This is a genomic window from Aeromonas sp. SG16 (assembly GCF_024436135.1).
Classification (GTDB): domain Bacteria; phylum Pseudomonadota; class Gammaproteobacteria; order Enterobacterales; family Aeromonadaceae; genus Aeromonas; species Aeromonas jandaei.
In genome coordinates this window covers 43,143-58,064 of sequence record NZ_JANFNW010000013.1, presented here as the reverse complement: position 1 = coordinate 58,064, position 14,922 = coordinate 43,143, and the positions used below count along the sequence as shown (strand labels likewise).

Here is a 14,922-nt window from a genome sequence, read left to right as displayed (position 1 = left end):
TTTACGCCACGCGGTAAAAGAGCACGAGATTTCACGCCGCACGCAGTGCCGCGAGAGAATGCAAGATTTAGCATCTGATGGTGCATTTTCGTCTCCTTACCGGATAAAAGTTGAACAGGTTGCAGCAGTCTAAAAAAACTCCGAATTTAACACAAGCCTCTTGCGACTCCTTTTTAAACGTTTTTACGGCATTTTATGCTGCCCGAAAGGGAGTCCGGGTTATCAGATCCCCGAGAGCAGCCGGTACTCTTCCAGCACATAGGTATCCGTCATGCCGCTGACATAGTCGAGCAGCAGGCGTACCCGGTAATACCACTCCTGCTCCTGCTCGCAGACAAAACGCTCGTCCCGCACGGCCACTGCCAACCGATAGGCCTTGATATGGCGCGCCGAGAGGCGGTGATAGAGCCGCCGGGCAAAGAAGAGTTCACTCCCCCCCTCACCCGCCAGCAGACGGGAAAATTGCCCGGATGGCATTGCCAGCAGGCAAGAGTAAGTGGCGAGCACACCGCGCAGGGCGGCGTAGCCTTCCAGTTCGAGCGCCTCTACCTCGGGGCGCATGAAAACCTGCGCTCGCGCAACCTGCTTGAGGATATCGAGCACCCGCGCCGCGGGAGCCTGACCGTGGAGCAGGGCCTGCGGATAGCTCCCCTGCAGGATCGCCTCATGCTCGCTGATATAAGTGCTGGCCGCCAGCGCCACCAGATCTCTGGTCAACCGGTGACGAAAATGGGGGAAGAACCCCCAGCTGGAGCGCTGTGCATCACCAAGCAGGGTCGTCATGTAATCGCTGCCATCAGCGCTGCAGAGGGCAGCCAGCAGCTCATTCAGAGTGAGAATGCGCCTGTCTACCGCATCCTCCAGATCAGCGATGCAGTAGGAGATGTCATCTGCCGCCTCCATGATGTAGGCAAGCGGATGGCGGCAGCCTGGGGCCAGCCCCAGACTCTGGCCGAGGGCACGATAGAGGGGCTGTTCACTGAAGAAGATGCCGCGCTTGCTGCTCCAGCCATGATGCTGGCCGTAACTCACACCGGGTTGCGGCTGCTGCGGGTATTTGCACAGCGCCCCCAGCTGGCCGAGGGTAAGGTTGAGCTCGTGCAGGCTGTGTACCAACCGCAAGCTCTGGGCATTGCCGTCAAACAGCAGCAGATCCTGACGCAGCTCCGCCCACTGGGCCGAGGGGGGCTGTGCCAGTGCCTGCTGATAGAGGGGATCGAGCATTTCACCGAGCCACTGGCTCATCACCTGCTCGCCGAAGTGGCCGAATGGCGGGTTGCCCACGTCGTGCAAGAGGCAGGACATCTCCACCAGATTGATAAAGGCCCCCTCGCACACCACACCAGCTGGCAATTCCGCCAGAATGCGGCGACTGATCTGGCGGCCGGTCTCCTGCACCTCCAGCGAATGGGTGAGACGGCTGCGCACCGAGGCTTTCACATCGAGCGGAAAAACCTGGGTCTTCTGCTGCAACCGGCGCACCGGCGCCGCCTGCACTATGCGGGCGCGATCCAGCTCGGTCGCCTCCAGCAGATCCTCATTTCCCCAGGGGTGAATGCGCTCGGGGGTGATCAAACGGCTATACATCCTGTGGCTCCTTGCCCGCGGCTCCCATTAGATTCAAGACAACAACCAGCGGCGCAAACGGGCGATATCGCCCGGATATTCCCGGCGCAGCGTCTCAATCCAGTCTTCCACATTCTCCCACCAGGCGGGATGATCCGGGCTCTGGATCAGTTGCGCCGTCTGCTGCAGGCGACGCAGGCCGATGGAGCCTGCCGCCCCCTTGATCTTGTGCGCCTCCTCCACCACGCCAGCCTGATCCCGCGCGATCATGTTGGAGTCGAGCACCGCCATGTAGTCGGGCATCATCTTCTCGAACAGCTCGACGCTGGAGAGCAGTACCGGCTTGCCCACGGTATCGGCATAGTCGGTGAGGAAAGGGAGATCCAGCAACGCATCCTGAGCCACCGCATCAGCCTGCTCGTCCGCCTCGTCGTCGGCCAGATCGGCAAACAGGTGACCAATCACCTCACGCACCGCCTTCGAGCCGAGCGGCTTGTTAATCACATCCCGCATACCGCGATCCAGATAGTACTGGCGATCGCCGGTTACATTGGCCGTCAAGGCAACCATGGGCGGCAAACTTTCGCCGTAGCGCTCGAGCAGGGTTGCCGCCACATCGAACCCGGTCATGTCAGGCAGCTGGATATCGAGCAGGATGAGGTCGAAATCATCCGGGTTGGCCATCGCCAGCGCCTGGGAACCATCGCGCGCCACCTTGACCTGATGGCCGAGCTTGTTCAGCAGGGCGCAGGCAACCGTCACATTGAGCTCGACATCCTCCACCAGCAGGATGTCGAGGGAAGGCATCTCCTCCTCCGGTTCAGGCAACGCCTGTTCGACACAGGCGACCTCCAGCTCGGCGGTGAAGCAGGAGCCTTCACCCGGCTCGCTATCCACGTAGAGCTGGCCGCCCATGGCCTGTACCAGCTGACGGGAGACCGCGAGGCCGATACCGGTACCGGTAGCGTGTTTTTTGCCCTGCACCTGATAGTACATGGCGAAGATCTTCTCCTGCTGGGCGCGGGGAATGCCGACGCCGGTGTCTTCCACCTCGAAGTGGAGCGCCAGCTTGCCCGGCTCGTCGGCAGGATGGGAGAGGCAGCGCACGGTGACGCCGCCCTCATCGGTAAACTTGACCGCATTGCCCACCAGATTCCACAACACCTGACGCAGTCGGGTGCCATCCGCCATCACGAACTGCGGCATGTCGCCATCGCGATCAAAGTGCAGATAGAGCCCCTTCTGCTCTGCCTGAATGCGCGACAGCGTCTCCAGCTCATCGAGGAAGGCAGGCAGGTCGATCCGGGTTGGCGCAATTTCAAGCCGGCGCCGATCGAGTTTGTCGAGATCGATGATGTCGTTGAAGATGTTGCCGAGGGTGACCGCACTTAAGTGAATGGTCTTGAGCTGCTGGCGCTGGCTCGGGTCGAGCGGGGTATCCATCAGCATCCGGCTCAACCCCACAATGCCGTTGAGCGGGGTACGCAGCTCGTGGCTGATGGTGGAGATGAAGGTGGTCTTGTCGCGGCTCGCCTTCTCCAGCTTGTCCTGATACTGCTTGCGTTCGGTGATGTCACGGCCAAAACCGAGCAGACCGAGTCGCTTGCCGAAGCGGTCGAAGAAGGGCACCTTGCGCAGCTCGAAGTAGGCCTTGCGACCATCGGGGTACTCCAGCCACTGCTCATAGGTGAGCGGCTCGTTGCTGGCAAAGACCTGGCGGTCGGTCTCCACCACCTTGTTGGCGATCTCCTGCTTGTAGACATCGAACGGGGTAAGGCCAATCAGCTCGCTCTCTGCCTTGCCGGTCAGCTCCTCCATGGCGCGGTTGCAGCCGGAGAACTGCTCATCCTCGTTGCGGTAGTAAACCAGATCGGGGGAGCAGTCGATAAAGGAGCGCAGCAGAGCGGTGCGCTCTCCCAGATGAAGCTGGGCCTTTTCCCGCTGGAACACCTCGTTCTCCAGATCCTCGATGGCCTGCAGACGCAGACTCTCGGCCCGGTTGGTCTCGGCGATCTGGCTGTTGAGGCGGCTGATGTTCTCCTGCAGCTGGTTGTTGAGCTCCAGATCCCGCTCGCGCATATCCTGCAGCTTGCGCACCATCCGGCTCAGCCGCTGGCGGGAATCCTCCAGCTGATCCACCACGATGGAGAGAAAATAGACCGCCCAGGGGGTGACCAGCAGACCAAAAAACACCGAGCGCACGAAATCGATGACATCGATACTGCCCCGCAAAAACAGGGTGACCCCCATCTGGATGGCGACCGCCAGCACTATGATGCCGGTGGCCAGAAACATGCTGAAACGCACCAGACCCAGCTTGGTCATCAGATCGACGTAGTATTGCGCCCAGGATTTAATCTGCTTCATCTTGTTGTTTTCTCCCCGATATTCGCCGGACAGAATACCAGCACAACGCGCTTAACTCTTGTGTGATAAGCCAATAATTGGATATTCCTGTATCATATGTGACCATTGCACTCGCCCGGGCAATACCAAGGTGACATCAGCAGCACGAACATCCCGGGCTTTACACCTCAACAGTTTGATATATCAGGAGTCTTTTGATGCGCAATCTCACCTTGCTGGGCCTCGGCCTGCTTGCGAGCCACGCTGCATACGCCGATCTGGGCGAAATTCCGCGCCAGTCCGGTTGGTCCGGCTTCCTGCTGGGCGGCGTCAGCGCCACCAGCTACAAGTCCAACTTCTATGCAGGTGACGACAACCACAGTCGCATCAACGATCTGGGCTCACCGGATAGCGAGAACAAGCTGACTCCGCTGATCAACGCCGACATCCGCTACACCTTTGCCGATACCCGCACCCAGATCTTCCTCGGTAACCTCATTCAGGATGCCATCCGCTTCGACTTTACCCAGCAGTTCGGTCTGCGTCAGGAGATGGGCGACAAGGGGATCGTCGCTACCTCGCTGGTATTCAACGCCATGCCGGTCGAGCTGTGGAGCGATCCTTTTGCCACCGGCATGGATCGCAGCTCCACCGACCTGAAATCCAAAGGGGCGCGTTTCGCCTGGGACAAGATCTGGGGCAGCAACTTCAACGGCAGCATCACCGCCCGCAGCATCGACATGGATGATGAGCAGAGCGGCCAGCAGTATGACCGGGTTCATGGCACTCACTACGCATCCATGCTGGATCGCAATGGCAAGATGTATGACATGCAGCTCTCCTACAAGTGGACCTTCGCCGACGGTCAGGCTCTGGAACCTGCGCTGATCTACAAGCAAGCCAACCTCGATGGCAGTGCCGAGAGCTTCGAAAACACCGGCCTGCAACTGACCTATGCCAAGCGTGGCCCCCAGTGGTCCATCGTCAGCAACGTCTATGCCGGCAAGCGCAAGTATGACGAAGCCAACCCCATCTTCGGCCAGCGCGCCGATGCGGACGAATTCGCCATCAACGGCACCTTCTTCTGGCACAGCCTGTTCGGGGTGAAACCGCTCAGCGCGACCTTTACCCTCTCCTATGCCAACGCCAGCTCCGATATCGGCTTCTACGATACCGAAGCGAGTCGCGTCAGCACCGGCCTGCTCTACAACTTCTGACAGCAGCGAAGCCGCGATAAAAAAGGCCACCCCATGGGTGGCCTTCTCATTGCAGCCGTAAACCGGCTTCAGATACCGAGCGAGTCGAGCAGATCATCGTGGTCGTTGCTCGCGGCTGGCGCTGCTGCAGGCGCCGGTTTGGCTGCGTCTTGCTTGGCCTGAGCGATCAGGGCATCGGGATCCAGCTCCTCGTGCTCCATCCCCTCATTGTGGATGCGAATGAACTCGGTCTTGTCCATCGCCAGCTCCAGATAGAAGATGTTGTTGCGAGCGGTGAAGAAGGTGACGCGGCGGGATTCCGGGCTGTCGAGATTGGTATCGACGCTCAGCATCACCTGCTTGTTGAGGGCCAGCATCTTCGGCTGGTTCTGGGTGATGTGAGTCTGCAGATCGCGGCCCACCTTGACGGTGAAGCTGCCGACGATCTGGTTCATCAGCTCGCCCATCACGTTGCTCACCTCGTCAGAGGTGTGGGAGATGGCGAGATCCTCCTTGGAGAGCCCCATGCTCAGCATGTAGCTCTCATAGAGCTCCATGGCGGCAGCGGCGGAGAAGTTTATCACCACCAGACCGGAGAAACCGCCATCGAACAGCACGAAGCAGCCGATATCGGGTTTGAGGCAGGTCTTGCTGATCCGCTGCACCATACCGGAAAAACGTACCTGACTCATGGTCGCGGCACTCAATACGTCGGTTACCGAGTTGCACAGACTGAGCAGTACATCCTCAGTCGTCAACACGACGTCATCATCGGATCTTGTAACTATCATGTGTCCTTCCTGAACATCGAGAATGGGCTTATCTATACCATAACTCTAACAGATGGCGCGGCCAGAAGACTGAAATAGCGACACGCCTCTCAGTTGACTCCGTTATCAGCAGCCACAGGGGTGAAACCGCTCAGCTTGGCGAGCCGGGCACGCCATGTATCGGCATGCTGCGCCAAAACTTGTGGCTCATAAGGAACGACCGGATGAGCACCCCAAATGGGGCCAGGCCAGGCAGCATCGGTAGCAAAGCGGGCAACATGATGAATGTGCAGCTGCGGCACCAGATTGCCGAGCGCACCGATGTTGATCTTGTCCGGACTGAGGGCCTGCTCCATCAGCGCCGCGACGGCGCAGGACTCCTGCATCAGCTGTTGCTGCTGTTCCGGTGCCAGATGGTGGATCTCGCGCAGGTTGGCCACTCGCGGCACCAGAATCAGCCAGGGGTATTGACTGTCTTTGGCCAGCAGGACGCGGCAGAGCGGCAGATCGCCAAGCCAGCAGGTATCGGCCTGCAGGCGGGAATGCAATTCAAACATGAACACCTCGTTGAGTACGATGAAGAGGGCATCCGACAGGGATGCCCACGTTACTGCAACGGGCGGCAAACTTAAAGCTGCGGCACGGCCCAACTGATAAAGCGCTTGCGCAGGGCCGGGTCTGCCTTGAGGAACAGCTGCTGCAACTGCCCTTCCAGCTCGCTGGCAGCCACAACAGGTTGAGAGCCACCAGAAACTGCATTGATTGACGGAGCCGCAACCGCTCCCGCCGTCAGGGCCGCCTTGCCACCACTGCGGTTGTATTCAGCCAGTTTCCCGTTCCAATCCACCCCAAGCAGCATGCCGCTGGTCACCAGTGCATCCTGCTGGATGGCAAGTGCCCGGCCACTCTCCTGCAACGCCACTGCGGGCGATTTGGCATAGGCCTGCACCCCCTGCTCATCGGCCGGTACGCTCGCCACCAGTTGCAACCGCTGGTTGCTCGCCTGATAGCGCACTACCTGCGGCTCGGAGCGAACCTGCCGATCATTCTCGCTGCTGCTGCGGCTGGGGATGAGCCCCTCGAAACGCACCAGCAGTTGCTGCTCCCCATTGCTCAGGGTGGCGTGCTGCTCATCCTGCAGCGTGCCACTGCTCACCGCGAGGATGCGAAAATTCTCCGGCACGCTCACCCCGACCGCCGCCTGCACGCTGGCGGTGCCGCACAGCAACGCCAATCCCGCCCATCTCCAATGCTTGTTCATCGCTTCTCGCTTCCTGATGCCGACAATGGGCGCAGGGTAGCAGCCGAAGATGACAGAAAAATAACGCAGTCGGGCCCCATTCTGGGCGACCGGTGGGATGTGCCCTCTTACAGCAGATAACAGGGATGATCGGCAAACCACTGGGCCAGCACCTGTTTGAACAAGCGGATCTTGCGTGGCACCCGCCGCTGCTGGGCATGCAGCACATGAAGCTGGTGCAGACCGCTCTGCCACTCGTCGAGCACGGTCACCAGCTCTCCCGCCGCCAGCAGGGCATCCACCGCCACCAGCGGGCATTTGGCATAGCCCATGCCTGCCCGGGCCAGCTCAATGACGGTGCTGTATTGATTGGCCCGCACCCTGCCCTGCACCAGAATGTGGGCCTCTTCGCCCTTGCGGCTGAAGTACCACTGCTCCCAGGCCGGATTGCTCCCCATGGGCAGGCAGGATAGCCCCCCCAACTCATAGGGGGTTGCCGGTTTCCCCTCTCTGGCCACCAGCGCTGGGCTGGCCACCACCACATCCTTAAGCCGGCCAAGGGGGAGCGCGACCAGATTGTCCGGCACCTCATTGATGGCGCGCAGGGCGATGTCATTCTCCCCCTGGCTCATGTCGACCACCTGATTGGTGAAGTTGAGCTCGACCGCCACCCCGGGACAGAGCACAGCAAAGCGAGCGATCAGTTCGCTCACCATGCGATCGCCGGTGCTGATAGGGCAGGTGAAGCGCAGTCGTCCGCTATCCTCTTCGGTCAGCGCCTGAATATCCTGCTCCGCCTGCCGTGCCAGCGCGAAGATCTCGCCCGCCTGCAGATAGAGGGTCGACCCCGCCTCGGTCAGACTGAGCCGGCGGGTGGTGCGTTGCAGCAACTGGGCGTTGAGGGAGGACTCCAGCGCGCTGACGTGGCGACTCAGCATCCCCTTGCTGACCCCCAGTGCATCGGCGGCGGCAGAGAAACTACCCCGCAAAACCACCTCGTAAAAGCTGGCCAGATGGGCGATATCCATCATTAACTCCAATATGGAAACAATTGGTTTATTTTACGCGCTTTTTCTCTTTTTTTGTTGCACTAGAATCAACACATCCCAACCGAGGAGTGACAGAGATGAAGATTGTGATTGTGGGTGCGTCCGGCACCATAGGTTCTGCCGTCAGCGAATTGCTTGCCAAAGATCATCAGGTGATCCGGGTCGGCCACAGCCAGGGGGATGCCACGGTCGACATGCGCGATCCCGCCTCCATCAAGGCGCTGTTCGCCGGGCTGGGCCAATTTGATGCGCTGGTGGTGGCCAGTGGCAACGTGGCCTTCAACGCCCTGACCGAGATGACCGACGAGCAGTGGCAGGTGGGGCTTCAGAGCAAGCTGATGGGCCAGATCAACCTGACCCGTGCCGCTATCCCCCACCTGAGCGACAAAGGTTCCATCACCCTGATCAGCGGCATCCTGAGCGAAGAGCCCATCAACTGGGGGGTGAGTGCGACCACCATCAATGGCGCCGTCGAGCACTTCGTCAAAGCGGCCGCCTGTGAGCTGCCAAGGGGCCTGCGCATCAACGTGGTAAGCCCGACCGTGTTGGCGGAGTCGATGGACAAATACGCCGACTTCTTCCCCGGTTTCGTGCCGGTGCCCGCAGCCAAGGTAGCGCAGGCCTACAAGAAGTCGGTGCTGGGCATCCAGACCGGCCAGGTGTTCAAGGTCAACAGCTGATCGCCGTGCGCCGGATACAAAAAACGGGCCCCGCAATGGGGCCCGTCTGTTTCTCTGCGTCTCTTCTTCATCATCAGCAAACGTTTGTTTCCTGATGACAAAAAAGAGCGAAACCCTTAGTCGATCAGACCGTACTGCGCGCGCAGGATATCGATGACCTCCTGCTTCGGGTTGGCCGACAGTTCCAGCTTGTGGCCGATGATCTTCTCGGCGATCCCGACGTAGGTGCTGGAGATGTCCATCATCACTTCGGTCGGCAGCTTGTTGTCGCGGGCCAGGGCGAAGCGTTCCGGCATGCGGTTCTTGTTGAGCAGGATGTCCGGATCCGGGAAGTGGTTGAGCAGCCACTGACGGAAACCCTCTTTCGACTTCTCGACGATCTGGCCGTCGCGCAGGGCGGCGCCATCCCAGATGCGGGAGCTGTCGGGAGTACCCACTTCATCCATGTAGATGAGCTTTTCGTTGCCGGCGGCATCGTGGACGTAGCCAAACTCGAACTTGGTATCGACGAACACCTGATCCAGCTCGGCCAGCGCGTCGCTGATGACGTTGAAGCCCTCTTTGAGCAGCACTTCGTAGCGGTCGATATCGGCCGGCTTGCTGAAGTTGAAGCCCTTGTAGTGGCGTTCGATATCGGCACGGGAGACGTTGACGTCATCGGCTTCCGGCACGCCATCCAGTCCTTTCAGCACGCCCTTGGTGGAAGGGGTGATGAGGATCTCCGGCAGCTTCTGATCCTTCTTGAGCCCTTCCGGCAGGGTGATGCCGCAGAACTCGCGCTCGCCATCCTTGTAGGCACGCCACATGGAACCTGTGATGTACTGGCGGGCGATCGCCTCGATCATCACCGGACGGGCTTTTTGCACGATCCAGACAAAGGGGTGCGGGATGTCGAGAATGTGGCTGTCGGCCAGCCCCTTCTCCTTGAACAGCTTGAACCAGTGGCTGGAGATGGCGTTGAGCGCCGCCCCTTTGCCCGGTACGCCGTTCAGCCCGTTCACACCTTGCCAGATGCAGTCGAAGGCAGAGATCCTGTCGCTGATCACCATGATGGCGAGCGGCGCATCCGCTGGCACGTCATAACCCTTCTCGCGAATGAGACGGGCGCTATCTGCGGCGGTCAGCCAGTAGACGCTGCGCACTTTACCGGAATGGACAGGCTTATCGGTACGGATCGGCAAATCGTCATTCACCGCCAATACTTGGTCTGCAAGACTCATGGCTAATAACACTTCCTGTTTGTGGGGGGTAATAAGAGAGAAGCCGCAAGCTCCGCTCTCGTTGGGGGTAATCAATCCATGCCCTGCACGCCGGTATCCACATTGCGTGGCTCGCCAGCCGTGCAGAGATAAAAAAACAGGGGCACAAGGCCCCTGTATTTATTCTGATTTTGCTGCCTGTGCAGCCAGTCCTTTGGCAAACGCCTCGGACATGCTGATATACATCTGGGAGATAACCCCGGACGACACCGGCTTCTTGTCCTTGTCGAACAGGGTGATGGAGGTCTTGCCTCCTGCCATTTCACCCAGCTGGAAGCGGTACTTCTCCTCTTCCAGTTTGAACGGCTCGCTCCCTTTCGCCTTCCAGAACTCGGCGGACGGCGCTTCATACTCGACATCGATCCAGCCCAGCGACTGCTGGGTATCCTTGATGACGAAGCCGTAACCCGGCAGCACCTGATTGAGACGGCGCCACACCTGTTCGAAAGAGCCATCGGCAATCCAAGCGCTCAGCTCGTTGTTGTCCAGACCCAGTTCCAGCCCCATGCCCTCGTTGGACTTGTGCTGTTCGCGGGACTTGAGCTGGCTGTCGTAATAGAGAGAGAACTGGTTGAGCACCCGCACGGCATAACGCTGCGCTTCAGCCGGGCTCAGCTGGGTAGTGGTCTCGCCATCGAAGCTCTCTTCGTGATCCAGTACCCGTACCGACATGTTGACGGCATGGCGCGCAGCATCGTTGCGCACGGTGAACTGATAACGCTGACGGATTTTGAAATCGTCGTCATCTTCACCCCAGCCATCGAGGGCGACCGTGTTGTCAAACCAGCCGGTCTGCAGCACGCCGGCCTGCTGGTCCAGCTTCTCGGTGGTGACCTTGTACTTGGCCAGGAAGTTCATCAGGAACGACCAGGTGTCGCGCTCCACACTCTGGCTGGTGCTCAGGGCATAGTAGGCGATGGTCGGTTCACTGGCATTCTGGACGACCTGGCTACCCGGCACCACGGTCAGCAGCTGGGCGGGAGGACGCACGTCGATCTTGGCGCCGAGGGCACCGTCACGGCTGCTCTCGGGCAACGGCGGAATATCGAACTGGCTGTTGAATGCGGGGGCGCTCAATCCTGACGGGATCAGGAATGCACGGCCCTCGAGGCGGGCATCTTCATAACCGAAGTCGCGGTTGGCCATTTTGCGATCCTGGGGCGTGCTGCACGCGGCCAGCACGGCGGCGGTCGCAACAGTCAGCACCAGACGGGCACTATTTCCCTTTCCATTTGATTTAAACACTCGCCATCAACTCCGCAGTGGTCAGTGCTCGCGCCATCTGCTGCTCACCCTCGGGAGAGAGTTCAACCAGCGGCAGACGCAAGGTTGCTGTTGCAATCAATCCCAGCTGGGCACAGGCCCATTTCACCGGGGTAGGGCTCGGTTCGCAGAACAGAGTCTTGTGCAACGGCATCAAGAGATTGTTGATGTCGTGGGCCAGACCGGCATCACCGGCCAGCGCAGCACGACACATGTCGGCCATCTGGGCCGCTGCAATATTGGTGGTGACCGAAATGACACCATCACCGCCTTGCAGCATAAAATCACAGCCAGTGGCATCGTCGCCACTGTAGAGCGCAAAATCCGGCCCGCACAGCTCGCGCAGCAGCGGGGTGCGACTCAAATCGCCGGTTGCCTCTTTCAGGCCGATAATACCGGGCACCTTGGCCAGACGGACCACGGTCTCCGGTTTCAGATCGCAGCAGGTGCGACCGGGCACATTATAAAGAATTTGGGGCAGACCACTAGCCTCGGCGATCGCACAATAGTGGCGATAGAGACCTTCCTGAGTGGGTTTGTTGTAGTAAGGGGTCACCGAGAGACCAGCAACCACGCCGGTTTTGGCCAGACGTTTGCTAAGTTCGATGGCGTGGGCAGTATTGTTGGAGCCACTGCCTGCAATGACAGGAATGCGACCGGCAGCATATTCAACGGTCTTTTCAACGACGGCAATGTGCTCTTGCTCGCTCAGGGTCACCGACTCCCCTGTGGTACCAACCGCGACAATGGCGCTGGTTCCGGCGCTGACATGATACTCGACCAGCTTGGCCAGACTGGCCCAATCGACTTCACCTGAAGCCAGCATAGGGGTAACGAGGGCAACAATACTACCGCGCAACATGGATATTTCTCCCGATTTTCAGGGCCGTAATGGTAAAGCTGCCCCCTTTGAAAAACAAGGGAGAGAGGGGACAAGCCGTGATACCATCGGCCACAAAAAGCAATAAATGAGAGTCGGGAGAGCACCTCGCTGCGGGTCATCAACAGCCCGAAAATCGGCAATCCTGTGCGGCTTTCAAGATACATAACGGACGAGAGAAGATTTATGACTCACTATCTGGTCGTAACGGCCATCGGCACGGACAGGCCTGGCATCGTCAATGAAGTGACCCGTCACGTCAGTAGCTGTGGTTGCAACATTGTGGACAGCCGTCTTGGCATCTTCGGCAATGAATTCACCTTTATCATGCTGCTCTCGGGCGACTGGAACAGCATGATGCAACTCGAGATCAGCCTCCCCCTGCGCAGCCAGGAGTGGGATCTCATCACCATGATGAAGCGCACCGAGCGCCACCAGTCGCTCCAGTATGACGTGAGCGCCAGCGTCGGGATCCTGATCCGTGACGAGCCGGGCATCGTAAGCCAGTGCACCCAGTTCTTCAGCGAACATGGCTGGAACATTCAGGCGATGCAATCCATGACCCTGGAACAGCAGCCGTTCAACCTGCTCAAGATGAGTTTCCAGCTCAATCTGGCTAAAGAGGGAGAGGTTGAACGGTCGCAGACCGCCTTCGCCGGATTCTGTCGTGAACTGGGCGCAGAATCGTTCGAGTTTATCGTCAATCGCAAACACGCCTGAGCACTCACTCAAGGAGAACCCATGCAACCATTACAAGCTGGCAGCCCCGCCCCCGACTTCACTTTGCCCGACCAGAACGGCAATCCGCTGCAACTCTCCTCCCTGCGCGGCAAAAAAGTGCTGGTTTACTTCTATCCCAAGGCGATGACCCCCGGCTGCACTACCCAGGCCTGCAGCTTGCGCGATGTCAACGCCGAGCTGGCCGCCCTCAATGTGGTAGTGCTCGGTATCAGCCCGGATCCGGCCAAGCGCCTGAAAAAGTTCGAAGAGCGCGATCAGCTCAACTTCACCCTGCTGGCCGATGAGGATCACGCCGTCGCCGATGCCTTTGGCGTCTGGGGTCCGAAGAAGTTCATGGGCAAGGAGTATGACGGTATTCACCGCCAGAGCTTCCTGATCGACGAAGAGGGCAAGATTGCCCACCACTTCGACAAGTTCAAGACCAGCGATCACCATCAGGTCGTGCTGGATTTCCTCAAGGGGTAACCCTCCCCTGCATTATTGAAAGGCCTGCTACGCAGGCCTTTATTGTTCTGGCAAGCCATCCCTTGCCTGAAGATATTTCTCACCAACTCCCCCGCCCAGATCAAAAAATTCATTTTATATATGGGTTAACGTGACCCCAGAATCATCTTCCAGCGAGATATCCCATGAACATGAGCAACACAGAGCGTTTGATCCTGAGCAACCAGTACGAAATTCTGGCAAAACTCAATCCGGAGAAAGCGGACTTCTACCAGCGTGCCAGCACCATCATCGAGCGCGGCTACTGCCTGCAAATCCTCGAGCTGGAGAAGAGCTTCGGCCATCTGGATCTGGCGACCTGCCAGGAGGTGATCGATACCCTGGAGCTGCACCACGCGCTGGCCATCTCATGGGGTAATCTGGATGCAGCCGATCAGGGCGAGATCAACGCCAGCCGGCTGGAGTTCAACGGCTACAGCCGCAGCCAGGAGCGGGAGCTGGCCGACTATGTCTGCTTCCTGCTGGAAGTGGACAAGCGCTTCCCCGAGCTCAAGTGCCCGTGCGACGAGCTCTCCAGCGACATCGCCATGCGCGACAAGTACCAGCGGATGCTAACTGTATGGCGTCAGTGCCCACGTCAGTACAAGCTCTCCATTCAGGAGATCCGCAAAGTGCTGGCAGCCTGATGGCATGCCATCAGACAACAAAAAAGGCGCCACTGGCGCCTTTTTTACGTTTGAATCGGGTTATTCGTAGAGAAAGGATTTATCGAGCTGCTGGAAGGCGGCCTTGAGGGTATCGGCCAGCTCTTCATAGCGGGGCTGGGAGACCAGCTGACGGCGCCCCCCCTGCTCGTTCATCTTGCCGTTGATCTCCCGATACCAGCTCGCCAGCGACGGGGGCAAACGGGTGTCGGCCCGCTGACCGAGCCAGTAGTAACCCTGTAGCGGAAGACTGAGCAGAAACAGCACGGAAGTGATGACGGAAGGCCAGTAGTGCTGCTCCCCAAACTGGAACTGCAGCATCACGCTCAGCACCGCCAGTGCCGGAATCACCTTGAGAGCGAATTCGGTCGCCTTGATCACCCGATTTTCAGGAAACATCGAATTGAGCTCGGGACGGCGCGGCCAAAGCGTCATATAATGGCGGCCTTGCTGTAACTTAGTTCCAAAAATGTTCATGCTCATACTACCTCCGAGCGCTTTTTGAACGTACTAACGGCAAAACCTCGACAAAATTTGATGCAAAGTAACAAAGGTTGAGGATGACTTTGTTATTTTTCAACAATCGGGTTATCCTTTGTACGCCCATTTTTGCGTCAAAAGCATCTTGCTATTGACCTGTCAGGGACGTCTGGATTTCGGGTCTTGTATCACTATACAAGGGGCAAGCAACAGATTGCCAACCCTCATAAGGATAAGTTGAAAGTTTTTGGACGTCCGGCGTCCAACGCATCCGCCTACACAACCCAATCTGCGATAGGATTTA

General features: G+C 58.8%; 15 protein-coding genes. 5 read left to right on the top strand and 10 right to left on the bottom strand.

The window, feature by feature from the left end:
* Window positions 1-222: 222 nt before the first annotated feature.
* On the bottom strand, window positions 223-1,587 hold the full coding sequence (gene dgt / locus NOM67_RS20715; RefSeq protein ID WP_255939902.1) for a dGTPase: 1,365 nt from the start codon (window positions 1,585-1,587) through the stop codon (window positions 223-225).
* Window positions 1,588-1,620: 33 nt separating this feature from the next.
* A complete protein-coding gene (gene arcB / locus NOM67_RS20710; RefSeq protein ID WP_156852481.1) occupies window positions 1,621-3,933 on the bottom strand; it encodes an aerobic respiration two-component sensor histidine kinase ArcB in 2,313 nt (770 codons plus the stop codon).
* 197 nt (window positions 3,934-4,130) lie between these two features.
* Here arcB and NOM67_RS20705 point away from each other — a divergent pair, with 197 nt between their 5' ends.
* The gene (locus tag NOM67_RS20705; protein ID WP_255939899.1) at window positions 4,131-5,129 is read left to right on the top strand and encodes a DUF2860 family protein; all 999 of its coding nucleotides are present in this window, start codon (window positions 4,131-4,133) and stop codon (window positions 5,127-5,129) included.
* A gap of 68 nt (window positions 5,130-5,197) precedes the next feature.
* On the opposite strand, the gene NOM67_RS20700 is transcribed toward NOM67_RS20705, so the two are convergent.
* The 4 genes from NOM67_RS20700 to NOM67_RS20685 all read right to left on the bottom strand — a co-directional run bounded on the left by NOM67_RS20700 (window position 5,198) and on the right by NOM67_RS20685 (window position 8,146).
* On the bottom strand, window positions 5,198-5,899 hold the full coding sequence (locus NOM67_RS20700) for a DUF3334 family protein (protein ID WP_033114911.1): 702 nt from the start codon (window positions 5,897-5,899) through the stop codon (window positions 5,198-5,200).
* An 89-nt stretch (window positions 5,900-5,988) separates the two neighbouring features.
* Window positions 5,989-6,435, bottom strand: a complete 447-nt coding sequence (locus NOM67_RS20695; protein WP_203977439.1) for an HIT domain-containing protein — start codon at window positions 6,433-6,435, stop codon at window positions 5,989-5,991.
* Between the two features lie 71 nt (window positions 6,436-6,506).
* Window positions 6,507-7,139 (bottom strand): DUF2057 domain-containing protein, encoded by a 633-nt coding sequence (locus NOM67_RS20690; RefSeq protein WP_255939896.1) that lies wholly within the window; start codon window positions 7,137-7,139, stop codon window positions 6,507-6,509.
* Window positions 7,140-7,246: 107 nt separating this feature from the next.
* Window positions 7,247-8,146 carry a LysR family transcriptional regulator gene (locus NOM67_RS20685; protein WP_255939894.1) on the bottom strand — a complete coding sequence of 300 codons (900 nt, stop codon included), beginning with the start codon at window positions 8,144-8,146 and terminating at the stop codon, window positions 7,247-7,249.
* 98 nt (window positions 8,147-8,244) lie between these two features.
* On the opposite strand from NOM67_RS20685, the gene NOM67_RS20680 reads away from it, so the two are divergent.
* Entirely contained in the window at window positions 8,245-8,847 is a 603-nt protein-coding gene (locus tag NOM67_RS20680) for a short chain dehydrogenase (protein WP_255939892.1), read from the top strand.
* 116 nt (window positions 8,848-8,963) lie between these two features.
* Here the strand turns inward: NOM67_RS20680 and NOM67_RS20675 are convergent, their stop codons facing one another.
* The 3 genes from NOM67_RS20675 to dapA form a co-directional block, all read right to left on the bottom strand.
* A complete protein-coding gene (locus NOM67_RS20675; protein WP_255939890.1) occupies window positions 8,964-10,067 on the bottom strand; it encodes a phosphoribosylaminoimidazolesuccinocarboxamide synthase in 1,104 nt (367 codons plus the stop codon).
* 159 nt (window positions 10,068-10,226) lie between these two features.
* Window positions 10,227-11,351: an outer membrane protein assembly factor BamC gene (bamC, locus tag NOM67_RS20670; protein ID WP_041210404.1), complete on the bottom strand. Its 1,125-nt coding sequence runs from the start codon at window positions 11,349-11,351 to the stop codon at window positions 10,227-10,229.
* Window positions 11,344-12,231 carry a 4-hydroxy-tetrahydrodipicolinate synthase gene (gene dapA / locus NOM67_RS20665; RefSeq protein ID WP_255939888.1) on the bottom strand — a complete coding sequence of 296 codons (888 nt, stop codon included), beginning with the start codon at window positions 12,229-12,231 and terminating at the stop codon, window positions 11,344-11,346. Before dapA ends, bamC begins: the two co-directional genes overlap by 8 nt.
* 204 nt (window positions 12,232-12,435) lie before the next feature.
* On the opposite strand from dapA, the gene NOM67_RS20660 reads away from it, so the two are divergent.
* From NOM67_RS20660 to NOM67_RS20650, 3 genes are all read left to right on the top strand, one after another.
* A complete protein-coding gene (locus tag NOM67_RS20660) occupies window positions 12,436-12,969 on the top strand; it encodes a glycine cleavage system protein R (RefSeq protein WP_041210402.1) in 534 nt (177 codons plus the stop codon).
* A 21-nt stretch (window positions 12,970-12,990) separates the two neighbouring features.
* Entirely contained in the window at window positions 12,991-13,455 is a 465-nt protein-coding gene (gene bcp / locus NOM67_RS20655) for a thioredoxin-dependent thiol peroxidase (protein WP_042031799.1), read from the top strand.
* Between the two features lie 164 nt (window positions 13,456-13,619).
* Window positions 13,620-14,120, top strand: coding sequence for a YfbU family protein (locus NOM67_RS20650; RefSeq protein ID WP_041210400.1), 501 nt, complete (start codon window positions 13,620-13,622; stop codon window positions 14,118-14,120).
* A gap of 60 nt (window positions 14,121-14,180) precedes the next feature.
* Here the strand turns inward: NOM67_RS20650 and yfbV are convergent, their stop codons facing one another.
* Window positions 14,181-14,621 carry a terminus macrodomain insulation protein YfbV gene (gene yfbV / locus NOM67_RS20645; RefSeq protein ID WP_043851809.1) on the bottom strand — a complete coding sequence of 147 codons (441 nt, stop codon included), beginning with the start codon at window positions 14,619-14,621 and terminating at the stop codon, window positions 14,181-14,183.
* Window positions 14,622-14,922: the final 301 nt, after the last annotated feature.

What these genes read in the sequence shown, in the direction of transcription:
- NOM67_RS20695 (WP_203977439.1), bottom strand. Translation starts at nt 6,435, where the DNA reads ATGTTTGAATTGCATTCCCGCCTGCAGGCCGATACCTGCTGGCTTGGC.
- dapA (WP_255939888.1), bottom strand. Translation starts at nt 12,231, where the DNA reads ATGTTGCGCGGTAGTATTGTTGCCCTCGTTACCCCTATGCTGGCTTCA.
- arcB (WP_156852481.1), bottom strand. Translation starts at nt 3,933, where the DNA reads ATGAAGCAGATTAAATCCTGGGCGCAATACTACGTCGATCTGATGACC.
- dgt (WP_255939902.1), bottom strand. Translation starts at nt 1,587, where the DNA reads ATGTATAGCCGTTTGATCACCCCCGAGCGCATTCACCCCTGGGGAAAT.
- NOM67_RS20680 (WP_255939892.1), top strand. Translation starts at nt 8,245, where the DNA reads ATGAAGATTGTGATTGTGGGTGCGTCCGGCACCATAGGTTCTGCCGTC.
- bcp (WP_042031799.1), top strand. Translation starts at nt 12,991, where the DNA reads ATGCAACCATTACAAGCTGGCAGCCCCGCCCCCGACTTCACTTTGCCC.
- NOM67_RS20705 (WP_255939899.1), top strand. Translation starts at nt 4,131, where the DNA reads ATGCGCAATCTCACCTTGCTGGGCCTCGGCCTGCTTGCGAGCCACGCT.
- NOM67_RS20690 (WP_255939896.1), bottom strand. Translation starts at nt 7,139, where the DNA reads ATGAACAAGCATTGGAGATGGGCGGGATTGGCGTTGCTGTGCGGCACC.
- NOM67_RS20675 (WP_255939890.1), bottom strand. Translation starts at nt 10,067, where the DNA reads ATGAGTCTTGCAGACCAAGTATTGGCGGTGAATGACGATTTGCCGATC.
- NOM67_RS20660 (WP_041210402.1), top strand. Translation starts at nt 12,436, where the DNA reads ATGACTCACTATCTGGTCGTAACGGCCATCGGCACGGACAGGCCTGGC.
- yfbV (WP_043851809.1), bottom strand. Translation starts at nt 14,621, where the DNA reads ATGAGCATGAACATTTTTGGAACTAAGTTACAGCAAGGCCGCCATTAT.
- NOM67_RS20685 (WP_255939894.1), bottom strand. Translation starts at nt 8,146, where the DNA reads ATGGATATCGCCCATCTGGCCAGCTTTTACGAGGTGGTTTTGCGGGGT.
- NOM67_RS20700 (WP_033114911.1), bottom strand. Translation starts at nt 5,899, where the DNA reads ATGATAGTTACAAGATCCGATGATGACGTCGTGTTGACGACTGAGGAT.
- NOM67_RS20650 (WP_041210400.1), top strand. Translation starts at nt 13,620, where the DNA reads ATGAACATGAGCAACACAGAGCGTTTGATCCTGAGCAACCAGTACGAA.